Raw genomic sequence first — 16,304 nt, 5'->3', positions numbered from 1 at the left:
ACCGGACTCACGCCTGCTGGCTACTGTGCCGCCGAATCTCATCGACTGACAGCCGATCCCGTGCTGACATGAACTCGAGGAAGTCGCCGACCCCGCAGCTTTTCGGCAGGGTTCGCCAAGGGCTTACGGTCGGGCCTCCGCATCGATGTCACGCTCGGCTGTAGATGGTGTTCAAATCGACCAGCATCGGGGCGTCGGCCCGGTTGACGGCACTGCCCGGAGCGGTCGCCGCCGCTCGTAGGTTCTCATCGAAACCAGCACCGCTGTAGCAAGCCAGCAGGGTGCGACTGGTGTCATATCCTTTGGCGGACAACAGCTCTCGTGCTCGTCGAAGTCTGTCGACGTGGCCGAGTGTCATGGTCCGGTCCCATTTCACCTCACCGAGGGACAGGATGCGGCGTGGCTGTCCGGCCTCTTCGGGCGCCAGCACGGCGACGTCGATCTGGATCTGTTTCTTGTCCCGAGGATCGTTGACGGTCGCCGCGGCGACATGCCCGGGGAGGTCTCCGAAAATCTCGTCGCCGACGGACATGGCCCACTCGCGGCAGATCTCTTCGAAATGTGGTCCGACGACCTGGGAACGGAATGTCGCCTGCGAATTGCGCCATGCCGCTTCGGTATTGCCCCGTTCCAACCGTGTCCATTCGCGGCGCATGATCGCCTCGTAGAACACGATGAGTGGTTCGGCAATTCGGTAGACGGATTTGCCGCGACTGAACGGATCGATCGTTCGTGTGATCAGCTGTGCGTCCTCGAGCACCGACAGTGGGTGACCGATATCGGTCGAGGATCGGCCGATCGTATTGGCGATACCACCCCGTGTCGTATGCCCGCCCGCGATCGCGCCGAGTACGGCGTGGTAGAGCGCCGCATCTCGGATCTCGGTTTCCTCCGCCAGCAGATAACGTGCCTCCCGAAACAATGGAACCTGAGGATTGAGTACGGTCCGCAGCACCCAGGAATCGAAGTCCGCCAACGAATTCGGCGCGTCTCCCGCGACGAACTCCCGCCGATAGGCCGGGGTACCGCCGACGATGGAGTGCACGAGCACCGCCAGTCGCGGATCGTCGATTCCCCAGAAGTGCGCGGAGTCCTGATATTCGAGCGACCTGACGATCAGCTCCATACTGGCGCGGCCACGTAGCGGAGCGTTGCCGGACAACAGTTTTCCCATCACCGGCATCGCCGATCCGCACAGCAGTATTCGCGATGCGGATTTACGTGCGTAGCCACGCGGGTCGAGAGCACGCTGCAGGACCGATGGCAACGATGGGCTCGCCTTGCTCAGATATGGGAATTCGTCGATGACGACCAAGCCGTCGCCGACAACGGTGAACAGGCGCTCGAGCGCCTCATCCCAGTCCCGGAACGCGTATCGGCCGCCACCTGCGTACGAGGCGACGGCTTCGCCGAACCCTGCCAGGGCTTCGACCTCGGTCGCATCCGTCGCGGTGAAGAAGAAGCCGCCGACCACGTCGGCCAGGGCGTCGAGCAGGAAGGTCTTCCCTCGGCGTCGTCGACCACTGACGATGCCCAACCGCACGTCAGGGCTGGGAGAGGTTGCGAATTGTGTGAGCCCTGCCCACTCGCGGTTGCGGTTGAAGACCCGCTCCGGTTTCGCCAGTGCCGTCATGCTTAGAAGTATACTTCTTAGAAGTGTAGTTCTAAGATCTTCGTTCTCGCTGGATGGCAACGCGACGGTGGGGATTCCGGCATCGTTGACTCGAGCGGTTTCCAAAGGATACTTTGGCATGGCCAATTCGGGGGCGGGGTTGTGTTACCGCAGTCCCGGAATCCGACGGAAGTACAGGAGTGCGGATATGCGCGTCTCGGCCCGATCCGATTATGCGATCCGGATGTTGGTCGAACTCGCCGCGGACGGCACGAAACCGCTCACCTGCGAGGCCATCGCGTCGTCCCAGGACATTCCGTACCGGTTCCTGAAATCGGTGGTGCGCGATCTTCGCGGAGCCGGATTGGTGCGCAGCCAGCGCGGTTGTGAGGGCGGCTACTGGCTGGGCAGGCCCGCTGCCGAGATAACGGTGGCCGACATCATCGACGCCGTCGACGGCGGTGTGCTGTCGGTGCACGGCGGCGAACTCGGGGAGCTGACCTACGCCGCGCCCGCCGATCGGGTCGCCGACCTGTGGCGACGGGCCGAGACCACCGTGCGCGACATGTTCGGCGGGATCACCCTCGTCGAGTTGCTGAACGACGTTGTGACAAGCCAGGAGAGGTAAATGACAGATCATTGGCATCGCCCGCTGCGGCACATCAAGGCCGCCGAACTGTCCGGCCAGACCAATCAGACCACCGGGATGACCCGGCTGGAGGCGATCTCGGGCAAGACCGTCGGCTCGGAGAAGGTCTGGATGGGCCAGACACATGTTGCGCCGCATACGAATTCGGGCGACCACCATCACGGTGAGGCCGAGACCGCGATCTATATCGTCTCCGGCCACCCGTCGTTCGTCTTCGCGGAGGGCGACGAGGAGGTTCGCTTCGACACCGAACCGGGGGACTACATCTTCGTGCCGCCGTACATCCCGCACCGGGAGGAGAACCCGACCGGCGAGGAAGCGGTCGTGGTCATCGCGCGCAGCAGCCAGGAGGGCATCGTGGTGAATCTGCCGAGCCTGTGGGCGCCCGTGGAGCGGCCGGAAGATCAGCCGTGACGCTGGCGGTGGTCGAGTACACCGACCCCGTCTGTCCGTGGGCGTGGGGTTCGGAGCCGACGTTCCGGCGGCTGCGCCTCGGCCTGCCCGAGGCGAGCTGGCGGCGGGTTTTCGGGATTCTGTTCGACACCGACGACGACCCCGCGCCGGACCCGCACGCCGAACTCCTCTGGTATCGCGAACGATTGGCGGGCATCGGCGCGCACACGAATGCGCCGATGGCCGAGCTGGCGTGGATGACCAGCACCAGTCGGCCCGCATCGTGGGCGGCGAAAGCCGCCGAAGCGCAGGGCGGCGCGGTCGCCGACCGCGTGTTGCGTCGGCTGCGGGAGAGTGCTTTCGTGCTCGGCCGCCCCGCCGACACCACCGAACGCGCGTTGGCGGCGACCGCGGGCGTCGCGAGCCTGGACCACGCCCGCCTGGCCGCCGATATCGATGACCCGGCCGTTCACGAGGCGGTATCGCGGGACTGGGCCGAGACCCGGCAGCCGCTGCCCGACGTCCTCGACATCGATGCGCCGGGCCCGCACAACGGCCGCGCGAAGGAGACCTTCGACGGTCATCGATACGCCTTCCCGACGCTGGTGTTCCACGGCCGTCTCGGGCATGCCGTCGTGGCCGGATGGCATCCGTACGAGGACTATCTCGCCGCGGTCCGCGCGGTCGAACCCGAACTGGCCCCGGCCGCGAACGCGCTCGACCCGGCTGCGGCGCTGGAGCGTTTCGGCAGCCTCACCGAACCGGAACTGATGGCGCTGACCGGCTTTCGTGCCGCGCCCGAGTACGCCGTCGCGGTGACCGTCGGCGGCGCGACCGTGTGGCTGCATCCCGACGAGGCCGCGACCCATCCGGCCCTACGGCTCTGACGGCAGTATCTCAGGCCGTCGGGCGCCCTGGCGACAATTAGACACATCTAGATGTCAATTATTTACTTCGCTGGTCAGCGGCCTGATCATGGTCCGCGACGGTCCCGGTGCCTGCCGCGCGGGGACGTGCGCGATCGGTGAGAGAGAGGCCATTCGATGACGGTCGAATTCGTCGGAATGATCGGGACGAACCCGGCATCGGAGACCAGAGCGCCCGGCGGCGAATTGATCGCTCCGGACTTCCTGCGCCGTTTCGCCCGCGCACACGAGGACGGCGGCTTCGACAAGGTGCTGATCGGCTACTCGGCCAACCGGCCGGACGGCGGCCAGGTCGCCGCCCACGTCGCGGCGCACACCGAACGACTCGGCCTGCTGGTCGCGCACCGGCCCGGATTCGTCGCGCCGACGCTCGCCGCGCGCACCTTCGCCACACTCGATCACTTCTCCGGCGGCCGGGTCGCCGTCCACATCATCAGCGGCGGCAGCGACGTCGAACAGCGCAGGGACGGCGACTATCTCGGCAAGGACGAACGCTACGCCCGCACCGACGAATATCTCGACGTCCTCACCCGGGCGTGGACCGCGCAGGACGCGTTCGACCACGCCGGTCGCTTCTATCGCTTCGAGGGGTACGACCCCCGGATCCGGCCGGTGCAGCAGCCCCGGATTCCGCTGTATTTCGGTGGTTCCTCGGCGGCCGCGTACCGGGTCGGCGGCAAGCACGCCGACGTGTTCGCGCTGTGGGGCGAGCCGCTGGCCGAGACCGCCGAGCAGATCGCGGCGATCAACGCCGCCGCGCAGGCCGCAGGTCGGACGGTCCCGCCCCGGATCAGCGTCTCGTTCCGGCCGATCCTCGGGGCCACCGACGAAGCCGCCTGGGAGCGGGCGCACCGCATTCTCGCGGGTCTGAAGCAGAACGTCGCCAGCGGCGGGTGGAAGCATCACGGCAGGGCCTTGGACACCGAGGCTCCGCAGAACGTCGGCTCGCAGCGATTGCTGGCCGCGGCGGCCAAGGGCGAGATCCACGACCGGGCGCTGTGGACGCCGACCGCGGCCGCCACCGGCGCGGCGGGTAATTCCACCGCCTTGGTGGGCACGCCGGAGACGGTGGCCGCCGCACTGCTCGATTACGTCGACATCGGCGTGAGCACACTGCTGATCCGCGGATACGATCCGCTGGAGGACGCCGTCGACTACGGTCGCCACCTGCTGCCATTGGTGCGTCAGGAACTCGCGCGCCGGGCCCCGGTCCCCGCTCCCGCCTGAGCCCGGGTGCGGGGCGATATTCGAAAAATCCTGCGCGACAAGCGAATTCCTGCCACAGTGCTCGGCGTCCGGCGGGATGTCGCAGCGCGTACTGATCGCCATCACACGATCTCGCGGTGATCGCCCGGCTGTGTGACCGCGTCGTCGTCTGCCACGCCGGAGAAGTCTCGGACGGCGCCATGAATTCACCTCCAGCACAAGGCTGCTCGCCGACGCGGAGTTCAGCGGGGTGATGTCGGCGCCCCGGCGCGCCCATCGGATCCACGTATGGTGGTCTGCATGATCTGTCCGAAATGTCAGAATCCGATGCGGACCGTCAACAAGGGCGGTGTCAACATCGACCAGTGTCAGGGCTGCCGGGGCATCTTCCTCGATCCCGGCGAACTGGAACAGATCGTCGCGGCCGAGAACGCCTATTACGGCAACCCGCCCGCATACCAGCCGCCGCCCGGATACCCGCAGTCTCCGCAGTATCCGCCACCGCGGCATTATGGTGACTCGCCGAGTCCCTACGGCGGGCATTACGGCGATTCGCCACGCCCCTACGGCGCGCACTACCGCGACTCGCCGCGTCCTTACGGGCACGGGCACCGTCGCAAGCGCGGCTTTCTCGGCGACCTGTTCGACTAGCCGATGCTCGATCCGAACATCTGCCCCCGCTGCGGGGAGCGGGCCGCGCGGGTCACCGTGGACGGCGACCGCTGGCTGTGCCCGCACTGCGGGCACGACCGCGCGTTTCGGCGGCTGCCGCTGTTGGCGCTGACCGGCCCCAGCGGTGCGGGCAAATCAACCGTTGCCGCCGCCCTCGCGCACCGGCTCGCCGGTCGCGCCGTGGTCCTGGAACAGGACGTCCTGTGGGTGGCGGGCCTGCGCGACGACATCGATGGCCACCCCGAGTTCCGGTCCGTGTGGCTGCGTCTGGCGGCCATGATCCACCAGAACGGTCTGCCCGTCGTCCTCTGCGGCACGGTCGCGCCGCCCGAATTCGAGCCGCTACCCGAACGAGCCTTCTTCACCGACATCCACTACCTCGCACTGGTCGCCGACCCCGCCACACTCGCCGCGCGGCTACGCGCCCGACCGGCGTGGCGAGCCTGGGACGAGCCGCGCATCGACGAGATGATCGAATTCGCCGACTGGCTCCGACACCACGCCGCCACACTCGACCCGCCCGTCGAACTGCTCGACACGACCACCGCACCCCTCACCGCGACCGTCGACCACGTCCACTCCTGGATCGATCGTGTACTCGAACCGAGCCCACCTCCAACCATCCCGACGTCACCGTCGGACCGACACGCCGACGACAGTTCGACGCCTGGAAAGTCAAGACGCTGAACAAGATCGGTAGGCGCGGACCGCATCTCATCGCTACGGGCGAACGACTCACCCAGCAGCTTCATCAACTCGCGGCGGGTCGCGACGACCTCGACGTCCACCGCACCGGCAACGATCGCCCCGCCTACCGTCGACCGCGGTTGCCCGCCGGGATGTCAGCGGGGTCGGAGCCCGGAAACCCCCGTGCTGCTCGAACTTTGACGCTCTCGATTCCGGAGCCGCGCAGCAGGGGGGCTTCGGGGTGGGAGGTGAGGGTGGTAACCGGTGGAGGGGCGTTTCGTGTGATGGCGGAATCGCTTACGGCGCGGGTGATTTCGTTGAGGTCCGAGCGGGACGGGACCCAGGCGGTGCGGGCTTCGTCGAGGCGGCCGTCTTCTGTTTCCGGGCGAGAAGGTGTAATCGGTGGGTTTCGGTTCGACCGGTTCGGGTGCGTGGACGAGTACGGTGGGTGCACTCGATACCGTTTTTCCTGATACCGAGAGGTACCACATCAGTGTTTGTTCTGCCCGAGACCGTGAAGGCTGTCCTCATTCGCACGGACTTCTCCGATCAGCAGGCATGGGAGTCCTGCCGGTCGGCGATCGACGCCTCGGCGATGGCGGCGTTCGATGCGAGCATCGACCAGGACGTCGAGATACTGGATGACCCCGCCAACCGCGACCTGACCGTCGAGCGGCTGCTCGCGCTGGAGAGCCTGGAGGATACGGACCACACGTTCGTGATGCTGGCCGACCGCGAGACCATGGCCAGCACCGAGTACCCGATTCTGTTTCTGGACCTCTTCGAGGACCAGCGCGGGGCCACCGTCCGTGTCGTAGCGTCCGAGCTGAGCGAAGCGATCGGCAATGTGGACAACGGCAATATCACCATCGCGGACTACGCCGCGGCCGCGGAGCACGCGGGCGACAAGGGCGTATTCCGCGGCTTCGCCTGAAGACATCCGTCGCCGGCCGAGTCCGCCTCAGAACAGCCCGAAGTATTCACGCTGTTCCCACTCCGAAACCTCGGTCAGATAGCGCTCGGCTTCCGCCCGCTTGAGCCGCACCAGCCAGTCGACGAATTCGCGCCCGAAAGCGCTGGCGAACAACGGGTCTCGTTCGAGCGCGTCCAGTGCTGCTATCAGGTTCGAGGGCAGCCGGGGAGCGGACGCGGCGTAGGGAGTCGAGGTCGGCGGGCCGGGATCCAGTGCCGCATCGATGCCTCCCAGGCCGCACACCGCCTGGGAGGCGATGTACAGGTAGGGATTCGCGGCGGGCTCGCCGGAACGATTTTCCAGCCGGGTCGCGGGATCGCCCGGGCCGCCCACCACGCGCACCATCGCGCCCTTGTTGTCCACACCCCACACGATCCGGTCCGGTGCGAGCGAGAACGGCCGATATCGCTTGTACCCGTTGACCGTCGGTGTCGTGAACACCGCCGCCGCGGCGGCATGCCGGAGCAGCCCGGCCAGATACCGCAACCCGGTCGGCGACAACACCGCACCGGGATCCTCTGGGGTGAAGGCGTTCTCGCCGTCGCTGGTCGTCGCCAGGGACTGATGCAGATGCCACCCGGCCGAGGCCGCGTCGGCGCCCCGCGGCCGGCTCATGAAGGTCGCATGCAGGCCCGCACGGCGGCACAGCTGCCGAACAGCGCTGCGGCACAGCACAACCGCGTCGGCGGCGGACAGGCCCGGACAGGGCGCCAGGGTGAGTTCGAGCTGGTTCGCCCCGAATTCCAGCTCGAGGGAGCGCAGCGGCAGGTCCAGCGCGGTGAGCCCGTCGTACAGCAGTTGCACGACCGCGTCGACCGAATCCAGCCCCTCCTCGTGCAGCAATTGCGCGCCCCGGGTCAGCGGCGCTGTCCGCGCGGGTTCACCGGGCGCACCCGGGCGGGACGGCTCCCGGCCGTCGTGCACGAGGCGGAACACGTGGAACTCCAACTCGACTCCGACGGTCAGCGCATAACCGCGCTGGTCGAGCCGGTCCAGCGCCCGTCGGCACGCCGCGCGGGTGGACAACGGCGCCGCGGCTCCGTCCGGGAGATGGATGTCGCACAGCAGCCACCCGGTCCGCGGGGCCCAGGGCAGCACGCGAAACGTCGCCGGGTCCGGCACGAGCACCATGTCACCGGCACCAGCCGCGACACCGGCTGCGGTGTCCGCGGTGAAGACCGGATACACCGTCGCGCCCGAGGTGTCCTTGAGCAGCAGCGTCGACGGCGCGGTGCACCCGTTGCGCAGGGCCGCCCACACCGCGTCCCGGGTGAGGGTCTTGCCGCGCAGCACACCGTGCTGATCGCAGAACGACAGCCGGATCAGCTCGATGCCCTGCTCGTCGACGACCCGGCGCAACTGTGCCGCGGCCGTGTACTGCGCCTCGTCCCACAACCCGTGCCGTTCGATGAATCCGCCGCCTTCGGTGTGCGGGCCGATCCGTGCACCGCCACCGCCCTCGGAGACCGGCCGCTCGTCGACCGACCGCGCCGTCACGACAGTGCTCCGGCCCATGGCGACTCCGTTCGCCGCTTCGCCTCCCGCGTGCGCCAATGCTCCCGCCAGCCTTCCGCGGGCGCGACGGTGTCGACGGCCAGCGGTCCGCGCAGCGCCGCCGCGGACCGCTGATCGGTCGCCGTGCCCGGCGTGGGCCGTCCCGCCTCGTGCGCGGTGATCGCGCGCAGCAGTAATCGCCGGTTCGCTGTCACCGCCCGGTCCGACACCCCGAGCCGTTCCACGGTGCGGTCCTGGATCGCGCCCATACTCTCCACCGCCCACTGGTCGTGCACGTTGATGTCCAGGCCCATCCCGGTATAGGTGCGCGAACGCTGCTCCGCGGGATCGAAACCCCAATCGTTCTCCCGGTTTCGGACGCAGCGGTAATCCGGCAGTGTGACGGCCGAAAGACGTTGTCGCAGTAAGGTTTCCTTATCGGTCGGCGTCCGGAAGTCGTAGAGGATCATGTACCAGTAGTGACTGCGGTCGTCGATCGGCACATGCCACTGACAGAACACCTGGTCGTCGCCGAAGGGCACCACGAAGGCGTTGGGGAACACCAGGTTCGTCACCCGAACGTGCCGCTGCCGGTCCGGCAGGGTCCGGACCGCGAACACGCGCAGCCCGTGCTCATCGGGTTCGACCTCGATGTCCGGGCGGTAGTGCTCGCCGACGAGATGCGACAGCGATTTGCCGGTGCCCGCGACCTCCTCACGGAACTGCTGGCCGTAGGTCTCCCGCGGATCCTCGTCGAGGAACCGGTGCAGGAACGACACGTGACTCGGATCGATGCCGCCCTCCACGCCCTGTAACCAGTTGCACTCCCACAGCCCTTTGAATGCGAAGGTGTACTCCTGGGGAGCGACGAAGCAGTCGTAGCAGGGGAGCGGTGGTGGCTCGCCGCCGCCGAGATAGGCGAAGACGATCCCGTTGCGTTCCAGGCACGGATAGGCCGCGATGCGTACCTTCTCGTGGAATCGGCTCTGTTCGGGTTCGGCGGGCTGCTCCAGGCAGCGCCCGTCGGGACCGTACAGCCAGCCGTGATAGAGGCAGCGCAGGCCGCCGTCCTCGAGCCGGCCGAAGGACAGGTCGACACCCCGGTGCGCACAGAATCGGCTGACCAGCGCCCAGTCACCCGTACCGGTCCGGTACAGCACCAGATCCTCGCCGAACAGCCGGATCGCCTTGGCCGGACGTTCGCCGGAGATCTCCGATACCAGCGCGGCGGGCTGCCAGTAGGCGCGCAGCAGCTTCCCGGCCGGGGTACCGGGCCCCGTGCGGGTCACCGTCTCGTTGTCCTCGCGAGAAAGCATCGCGACTCCTTCAGTGGCAGTGCTCGGTCGTGGTGTGGCAGTGCGACGGTGGCGGCACGTCCAATGCGGGATTGCGGTCGAAGAAGCCGTCGGGCTCGAGGCGCAGCCGGGCCCGTGCGACCGGCATCACCGGCCAGTCCTCCGGCCTCGGGAAATGGTGCGAGCCGACGGTTGCCCACAGCACCAGTTCCGCGCCGTCGAGCGAACGGTTCTCGCGTTGCCACACCTGCACGCCGTCGGAACCCGGCTCGGCCTGATTGGGATATTCGCCGCCGACGTAACGACGAGCCGGATCGTATGCGGTGGCCCACAGCTGCTTACCGACGAACGGCGCGCGCCGGGCGCACACGCTGTCCGGGCGCACCGGCAGACGTGCGGTGCTGTCGACGAACAGCCGGTAGGCGGTGGGTTCGCCCATCCGGTTGACCCGGTCCGCGCTCTCCACTCGCCAATGCAGCGATCGGGCGGGATCGCTGGTCAACCCGCCGTCGCGCTCCTGGCGCACATACCGCACACCGGTGCGGCACGCGTTCCCGTACGGATCCAGGGCGGCATCCGGCTCGGGTTCGGCGAAGACCTCGGCCAGCCGGTTGCGCGGCCCGTCGACGGCCATGTCCAGACGGACGGAGAAATAGTGCTGATGATTGGTGACGGCCACATTCGGCCCCACCTTCCGCGCGTACGGCGGATTCTCGTCGTCATCGATGCCGGTGGCCGACAGGATGCCGGTCATCTTGATCTCCAGGTCGATCGCGCCGTCCTGATGCAGGGACCAGTAGAACCCGTAGTCGTAGTTGGCGACCGTGACGAAACTGGACACGATGAGCGTGCGGGACCGGCGGACCTCGGTGACGCCGCGGCGACCGTCGTGATGCTTCCAGAGGATCCCGTCGTCCTCCTCGTGCATGCAGATCGCGTTGGGTATCACCCGAGGTCGACCGTCCCCGCCCAGTACGGCCGCGTCGAAGTAGTGGATCACGCCGAGGCAGTCGCAGCCGAGTTCGAGCGAGTTGGTCAGCGGACCGCCGCCGTACTCACCCCAGTCGAAGAAGTTCTTCCGGTATTGCGTTGCGCTGGTATCGAAATAGGGCACATACATTTCGTTGATCGCCGCCCGGCGCACGACCGGTCGTCCGGCGAAGGTCAGCTCGTGCAGCACCAGACCCTCCCGATGAGTGAAACCGACCCGGAAAGCCCAGTTCTGCCAACGCACTTCGCTGCCGCGCACGGTGAAGCTCGGGCCCTGCGGCTGAATGATGTCCAACGGCATCAGGCCCGGCCGCGGTGCGTGCGCGGCGGCGCTGAAATCGCCGGATTCGCTCGCCGGCGGCGTCGTGCCGTGGTCTTCCACCCGCAGCACCGTCATGCGTTCCATGTCGATGATCGGCACGACGCCCTGCACCGGCCGTGCATAGTGGTTGTCCTCGGGTGACGTCTTCAGCCACACGCTGCCCCAGGTCAGGCGGCGACCGATGTACTCGGGCGGTTCGAAGCCGCCGATGGACTCCGGGTCGACCATCACCAGCGACATATCGGTGATCCCGCGGGCGGCCAGCACCGCCCGGAACGTCGGGTCCGCCCGGCAGGCCGCCACCGCGGCGCGGGCCTCCTCGGAGGTCATGCCCGGATTGCGCGGGTCGAGCGGATGCCATCGCACGGCCGCGGCGGGGTCGCCGAGTTCCACTTCCACCTCGAACGCGCGGTGCGCGTCGGGGTCCAGGACGACGATGCGAGCCCGGCGGCCCGGCTCGCCGCTGCGCGTGTGCTGTTCGTCCAGCGTCGCGCCCCAGAACCGGGCGCCGGATCCGACCCTCCCGTCGGCGCGGACGGCCGCGACGATCGCCCCGAGTTCGGCGACGGTCAGCGGATCCAGCGGGTGGGCGGATGCCCGGGTGGCGGCGGGTGCCGACATGCTCACGATCTGTCCCTACTCTCGTGCTGTCCGAGCACGACGGCCTCGCCGTCGGCCCGGGGATCGGATGCGGCCTCCAGCCGCGTACGCACCAGCCGCGCGATCTGCACATGTCCGGCCTCGTCCACCGGTGCCGCGGTCTCGACGAGCGCGAGCGTCCCCGTGATGGGCCGCGAATCAGGTTCGGCCAGTACGGTTTCGGCATCGAAGCCCAGATCGCGCGCCCCCACCACCCAGCGCGGCCGCGCGAGCACGGCGACCGGATCGCTGCCGGGATCCAGCAGTTGCGGCACGGTCTGGGCGAGGATCTGCGGCTGGGCGCGACCGCCCTGGCAGCCGGCGGCGAGCAGGACATCGCCGCTGCGGCCGATGACCGGACACAGCGTGTGCGGCGGCCGTCGGCCGGGGCCGAACTCGGCCGGATGCCCGGCCTCGAGGCTGAATGCCGAAGCCCGGTTGTGCAGCACGATTCCGGTGGCGGGATCGCACAGCCCGGCGCCGAAGGACTGGTACACGCTCTGAATCAGCGATACCGCCAATCCGTCGGCGTCGACGGCCGTGATCGCGACGGTGTCGCCGGCCGCACGCCGGGAAAGGTCCGCCGCCCCTGGGGAATCCGCGTGCAAGAGTCCGGCCACGTCGACCGGGCCGGCGAGCGGGTCGCCGAGCAGCCTGTCCCGCGCCGCGGCGGCGCGGCGGCACGACGACAGCAGATCGGATCGTTCGCTCCGGCCGAGGACGGCCAGCAGCGTCGCGCCCTGACTGGGCGGTGGCGCGACATGCCATTGTCCTTGCGGCAGTTCGAGACTCAGCGGCGCGGTGATATCCGGCCGATGCCCGGCGAAATCCTGCTCCGACAGCCGGCTTCCGCGGTCGCGCAGAAAACTCACCAGCCGGTCCGCGACCGCACCCCGGTAGAACGCGCCGGGATCTTCGGCGAGTACCTCCAGCGTCCGGGCCAACCGTGGCTGATGCAGGACCGTGCGAACGCCGTCCGCATCCAGCAGCAGATCTCGCAGTCCAGGATCCGCCCGCACGGCTTCGCATCGATCTCGCACCGCACGCGCGAGTCCCGGCGCCACCGGTATCGGGGATCGGGCCAGCTCGGCGGCGCGGCGCAGCGATGCCGCCAACGGCAACCGCCCGAAGCCCGCCAGCGCCTGCCACCCCGCCACCGCGCCGGGCACGGTCACGCTGTGCGATCCCTGCCCCGGCATTCGAGACCCGTTCGGCCGCAACGCATCTTGCGGGGACGCGCCGATCGACAGGATCGCCCGCACGGTGCCGCCGGGCTCGTGCACCAGCGCCACCAGATCCCCGCCGAGCGAACACTGATGCGGGTACACCACGGTCAGCGTCACGGCCGCCGCCAGCGCCGCGTCCACGGCATTGCCGCCGTATTGCCGCACAACGGATTCCGCGGCAGCCACCGCCGCCCGATGCGGGGCGGCGATCGCAACCGCTCGCGGCGACCGGAGTTTCATACCTGGTCCGTCGGGAACAGCAGGGTCGGGGCGGGGGCGGCTTCCGCGCCCTGCAACGGAATCGGCTGGGAGACCTGCCAATACACGCCCGGGTCGACGTTCAGCAGATCGGCCACCTCGAGGATCAGCACCTCGGCTCCGCACAGCAGCTGATGGGTTTCCCAGTGCGTGGTGTGGTCGGTGTCCTCGATCGAAAGATAGTCGATCGCAACCATTTTCACCCCCGCCTCGATGAGCAGACGGGCCCCGTCCGGCGCCAGCCCCACCCAGGAAGGGGATTTCCACGCCGAGCGCAGGACCGTGGCGGAGTTGCTGGTCTTCAGCAGGACCCGGCCCTCATCGCCGAGTCCTGCGCGCTCGAGGTCGGCGGCGGTGATCGCGTGCGGCACTCCGGTCAGGTCGAGCACCCGCGCCGGGCCGATCAATGCCGAAAGATCGAGCTGGTCAACGGTTCTGCCGCCATCGATGAAATGCGCCGGGGCATCGATGTGGGTTCCGGTGTGCGCGCCGATCCGCCAGCGGCTGACATTGGAGGGCAGCCCCGCCGACCGGGACTCCACGATTTCCATCTCGGGGCGCCGGCCCCAGTGCAGCATGCCCGGATGGATGGGCATCGAGATGTCGAGGGCTTTCTGCGGATCGAGATACACGAGTCGACCTCCTGATCGGATGGGGATTACATGATTCGGGCAGCCGGTGGGCAGTCATGCCGGACCGCCCGGATGCCGAGCGGCGACGCTCTGCGGCTGCCGGTCGCGCGGGAATCTGCCGGGTGCGAGGAAGGCCAGGTCGTCACGGGGACGTCCGGTGATCATGTCGGCCAGCGCGACGCCGAGTGCCGGGGCGAATTTGAAACCGTGTCCGGAGCACGCGCCGACCAGGTACACGCCGGTCCTGCCGGGCGCCGCGCCCACCAGGAATCGCCGGTCCGCGGTCATGGTGTAGCGGCAGATCAGATGTCCGCCCGGCGCGCCCGCGCCGGGCAACAGCCGCGCGGCGACCGAGGTCAGCAGGTCCGATTCGGACGTTGTCGCAGGTCCCGCCGCGGCATCGGGGTCGATGGCGGGTCCGCTGTCCATACCCAGTTTGATCCCGCGACCGTCCAGTGCCGGAATCCCGTAGGCAAGTCCCTCGGGCAGCTCGGCGGAGAACGCGCCCAGCCGCGGCGGGCCGAAGAGTTCCGGTGCGGCATCGGGAAAGTAGGCGTTGACGATCCGCACCGGCGACAGCTCGGCGGCGAACTCGGGCAGCAACTGCCCGATCCACGATCCGGCGCACACCACCAGATTCCGGGTGATCAGTTCGGCCTGCGGGGTGTGCACGGTGATCAGGTCGCCGTCCTGCTGCCAGTGCAATACGGGTTCGCGGTCGCGGACCTGTGCGCCCGCCGCCACCGCGAGGTCGAGTTGCACTCGCATGGCGGCTTCGGCGTCGAGCACTCCGGCGGCCGGGTCGTAGACCGCGGTCCACCCCTCGCCGAGGCGCAGCGCGGGCATCAGCCGGTTCGCCTCCTCGGCGTCGACCACTCGGCATCCCGGCCCCCGCAGCAGGTCCGGCCCACCGGGTGGGCGGGCATACAGCCCGCCGGTGGTGCTGATCAACCGGACGTCCGAATCTCGTTCCAGCCGTGCCCAATTCGCGTACGCGTCGTCGACGAGCTTGTCCCACACCGGATTCGGATACGCCCGCCGGATCATGCGGGTCGCGCCGTGCGAGGAACCGCGCTCGTGGCCCAGCCGGAAGCGTTCCAAGCCGACCGCCCGCAGCCCCCGCCGCGCCAGCTCATGCAGCGTCGCCCGCCCATGCACACCGAGCCCGACGACAATCGCATCGAATACGCTGTCCGACTTACTCCCGCTCGTGCGGCGGATGGCGGCCGGGCCTATTTCCGACCTATCCCCGCGCGCCGCGGACGGGATGACCGAGGCCTGCCCCGCACCACCCCCACGGGACGCGGGCGAGATGGCGGGATCTTGTTCCGGCCTGCTCTTGTCGTTCGCGGGATGGCGGGATGAATCCTGTTCTGCTGTATCAGGATTCCTTCCTCGACGCGGGCGCGCTACCTCTCGTACCGCCTCGACCAGCGCGTACAGGTCGGCGTCGTCGTTGTACACGTGGGCCGACGCGCGCAGGACGGCCGGCAGGTCGCGGGCGGCCAGATCCCAGCGGCCGTGGGAGGCGGGCACCGAGACCAGGTGCACCCCGCGGGCCGACAGCCGCGTGCGCACCACGTCGGCGGGGATTCCGGACACCGCGAAGGTGACGATGCCGCCGCCGGCCGCCGGCGGGTCGACCACCCGCACGCCGGGGACGCCGGACAGCTCCGCGCGGATCCGGGTGCCGAGACCGGCGATGCGGGCCGCGATCGGCGCGGTGCCCAGGGCGGTGAAATCGGCGAGGGCGGCGCCGAGTCCGAGGCGCAGCGCGTGGGCGGCCTCCCACAGTTCGAATCGCCGGGCCCCTGGTGCGAGGGTCCACTCGCGTTCCCGAATCCACTGGGCGCCACGCACATCCGGTGAGATCGGCTCGAGCCGGTCCACCAGCTGCGCCGACGCGTACAGCAGTCCGGTGCCGCGCGGCCCGCGCAGAAATTTCCGGCCGGTCGACACCAGCAGATCACAGCCGATGCGATGCACGTCGACATCGAGCTGCCCGAGTGACTGGGTCGCGTCGAGCAGGAACGGTACGCCGGCCTCGCGGCACAGCGCGCCGATCTGCTCGACCGGTTCCACCAGTCCGGAGGAGGTCGGCATATGCGCGGCGGTGACCAGCGCGACCCGTCCGCGCCGCAGCGCCAGACGCAGCGCGTCCAGGTCCACGCCGCCCTCCGGCGCGACGTCCAGCAGCTCGACCCGGATATCGGTCTCCCGCTCCAGGCTCAGCAGATGCAGCGCGCTGCTGACGTAACTGGAGCGCGCGGCCAGCACCCGGTCGCCGGGCCGCAACCGCACGGCGGCGACCGCCCGCTGCCACCCGGCCG

General features: G+C 68.8%; 14 protein-coding genes. 7 read left to right on the top strand and 7 right to left on the bottom strand.

What is annotated here, in order from left to right; genetic code table 11:
• Positions 1 to 148: 148 nt before the first annotated feature.
• Positions 149 to 1,753, bottom strand: coding sequence for an AAA family ATPase (locus NM2_RS26655; RefSeq protein WP_218025994.1), 1,605 nt, complete (start codon positions 1,751 to 1,753; stop codon positions 149 to 151).
• Between the two features lie 67 nt (positions 1,754 to 1,820).
• Between NM2_RS26655 and NM2_RS26650 the strand changes: the two genes are divergently transcribed.
• From NM2_RS26650 to NM2_RS26620, 7 genes are all read left to right on the top strand, one after another.
• Positions 1,821 to 2,240: an RrF2 family transcriptional regulator gene (locus NM2_RS26650; RefSeq protein WP_067674077.1), complete on the top strand. Its 420-nt coding sequence runs from the start codon at positions 1,821 to 1,823 to the stop codon at positions 2,238 to 2,240.
• Complete coding sequence (locus NM2_RS26645) at positions 2,241 to 2,675, top strand: cupin domain-containing protein (RefSeq protein WP_067674075.1); 435 nt, start codon at positions 2,241 to 2,243, stop codon at positions 2,673 to 2,675.
• Complete coding sequence (locus NM2_RS26640) at positions 2,672 to 3,541, top strand: DsbA family oxidoreductase (protein ID WP_218025993.1); 870 nt, start codon at positions 2,672 to 2,674, stop codon at positions 3,539 to 3,541. Before NM2_RS26645 ends, NM2_RS26640 begins: the two co-directional genes overlap by 4 nt.
• A gap of 156 nt (positions 3,542 to 3,697) precedes the next feature.
• Positions 3,698 to 4,807, top strand: a complete 1,110-nt coding sequence (locus tag NM2_RS26635; RefSeq protein WP_067674070.1) for an LLM class flavin-dependent oxidoreductase — start codon at positions 3,698 to 3,700, stop codon at positions 4,805 to 4,807.
• A gap of 279 nt (positions 4,808 to 5,086) precedes the next feature.
• The gene (locus tag NM2_RS26630; protein WP_067674201.1) at positions 5,087 to 5,437 is read left to right on the top strand and encodes a TFIIB-type zinc ribbon-containing protein; all 351 of its coding nucleotides are present in this window, start codon (positions 5,087 to 5,089) and stop codon (positions 5,435 to 5,437) included.
• Between the two features lie 3 nt (positions 5,438 to 5,440).
• Positions 5,441 to 6,145, top strand: a complete 705-nt coding sequence (locus tag NM2_RS26625) for an AAA family ATPase (RefSeq protein WP_169816242.1) — start codon at positions 5,441 to 5,443, stop codon at positions 6,143 to 6,145.
• A gap of 493 nt (positions 6,146 to 6,638) precedes the next feature.
• Positions 6,639 to 7,079 (top strand): DUF6924 domain-containing protein, encoded by a 441-nt coding sequence (locus NM2_RS26620; RefSeq protein WP_067674068.1) that lies wholly within the window; start codon positions 6,639 to 6,641, stop codon positions 7,077 to 7,079.
• A gap of 27 nt (positions 7,080 to 7,106) precedes the next feature.
• Here the strand turns inward: NM2_RS26620 and NM2_RS26615 are convergent, their stop codons facing one another.
• The 6 genes from NM2_RS26615 to solA form a co-directional block, all read right to left on the bottom strand.
• Entirely contained in the window at positions 7,107 to 8,633 is a 1,527-nt protein-coding gene (locus NM2_RS26615; protein ID WP_084531579.1) for a glutamine synthetase family protein, read from the bottom strand.
• Complete coding sequence (locus NM2_RS26610) at positions 8,612 to 9,928, bottom strand: aromatic ring-hydroxylating oxygenase subunit alpha (protein WP_067674066.1); 1,317 nt, start codon at positions 9,926 to 9,928, stop codon at positions 8,612 to 8,614. The genes NM2_RS26615 and NM2_RS26610 overlap by 22 nt, the downstream gene beginning before the upstream one ends.
• Before the next feature lie 10 nt (positions 9,929 to 9,938).
• The gene (locus NM2_RS26605) at positions 9,939 to 11,840 is read right to left on the bottom strand and encodes a primary-amine oxidase (protein WP_067674063.1); all 1,902 of its coding nucleotides are present in this window, start codon (positions 11,838 to 11,840) and stop codon (positions 9,939 to 9,941) included.
• Positions 11,841 to 11,842: 2 nt separating this feature from the next.
• Positions 11,843 to 13,324 carry a gamma-glutamyltransferase gene (locus tag NM2_RS26600; RefSeq protein WP_067674061.1) on the bottom strand — a complete coding sequence of 494 codons (1,482 nt, stop codon included), beginning with the start codon at positions 13,322 to 13,324 and terminating at the stop codon, positions 11,843 to 11,845.
• A complete protein-coding gene (locus NM2_RS26595; protein ID WP_067674059.1) occupies positions 13,321 to 13,974 on the bottom strand; it encodes a cyclase family protein in 654 nt (217 codons plus the stop codon). The genes NM2_RS26600 and NM2_RS26595 overlap by 4 nt, the downstream gene beginning before the upstream one ends.
• 54 nt (positions 13,975 to 14,028) lie before the next feature.
• Positions 14,029 to 16,304, bottom strand: a 2,276-nt coding sequence (gene solA, locus NM2_RS26590; protein WP_067674057.1) for an N-methyl-L-tryptophan oxidase, incomplete at its 5' end; no start/stop codon positions are given.

This window comes from Nocardia miyunensis NBRC 108239 (assembly GCF_001613065.1).
Classification (GTDB): domain Bacteria; phylum Actinomycetota; class Actinomycetes; order Mycobacteriales; family Mycobacteriaceae; genus Nocardia; species Nocardia miyunensis.
Note: the sequence above shows the minus strand (reverse complement) of the source record. Positions and strands in the feature narration are given on the sequence as shown.

Bases quoted from the DNA above. Each gene is read 5' to 3' on its own strand.
- NM2_RS26655 (WP_218025994.1), bottom strand. From the start codon at position 1,753: ATGCCAAAGTATCCTTTGGAAACCGCTCGAGTCAACGATGCCGGAATC.
- NM2_RS26650 (WP_067674077.1), top strand. From the start codon at position 1,821: ATGCGCGTCTCGGCCCGATCCGATTATGCGATCCGGATGTTGGTCGAA.
- NM2_RS26645 (WP_067674075.1), top strand. From the start codon at position 2,241: ATGACAGATCATTGGCATCGCCCGCTGCGGCACATCAAGGCCGCCGAA.
- NM2_RS26635 (WP_067674070.1), top strand. From the start codon at position 3,698: ATGACGGTCGAATTCGTCGGAATGATCGGGACGAACCCGGCATCGGAG.
- NM2_RS26630 (WP_067674201.1), top strand. From the start codon at position 5,087: ATGATCTGTCCGAAATGTCAGAATCCGATGCGGACCGTCAACAAGGGC.
- NM2_RS26625 (WP_169816242.1), top strand. From the start codon at position 5,441: ATGCTCGATCCGAACATCTGCCCCCGCTGCGGGGAGCGGGCCGCGCGG.
- NM2_RS26615 (WP_084531579.1), bottom strand. From the start codon at position 8,633: ATGGGCCGGAGCACTGTCGTGACGGCGCGGTCGGTCGACGAGCGGCCG.
- NM2_RS26610 (WP_067674066.1), bottom strand. From the start codon at position 9,928: ATGCTTTCTCGCGAGGACAACGAGACGGTGACCCGCACGGGGCCCGGT.
- NM2_RS26605 (WP_067674063.1), bottom strand. From the start codon at position 11,840: ATGTCGGCACCCGCCGCCACCCGGGCATCCGCCCACCCGCTGGATCCG.
- NM2_RS26600 (WP_067674061.1), bottom strand. From the start codon at position 13,324: ATGAAACTCCGGTCGCCGCGAGCGGTTGCGATCGCCGCCCCGCATCGG.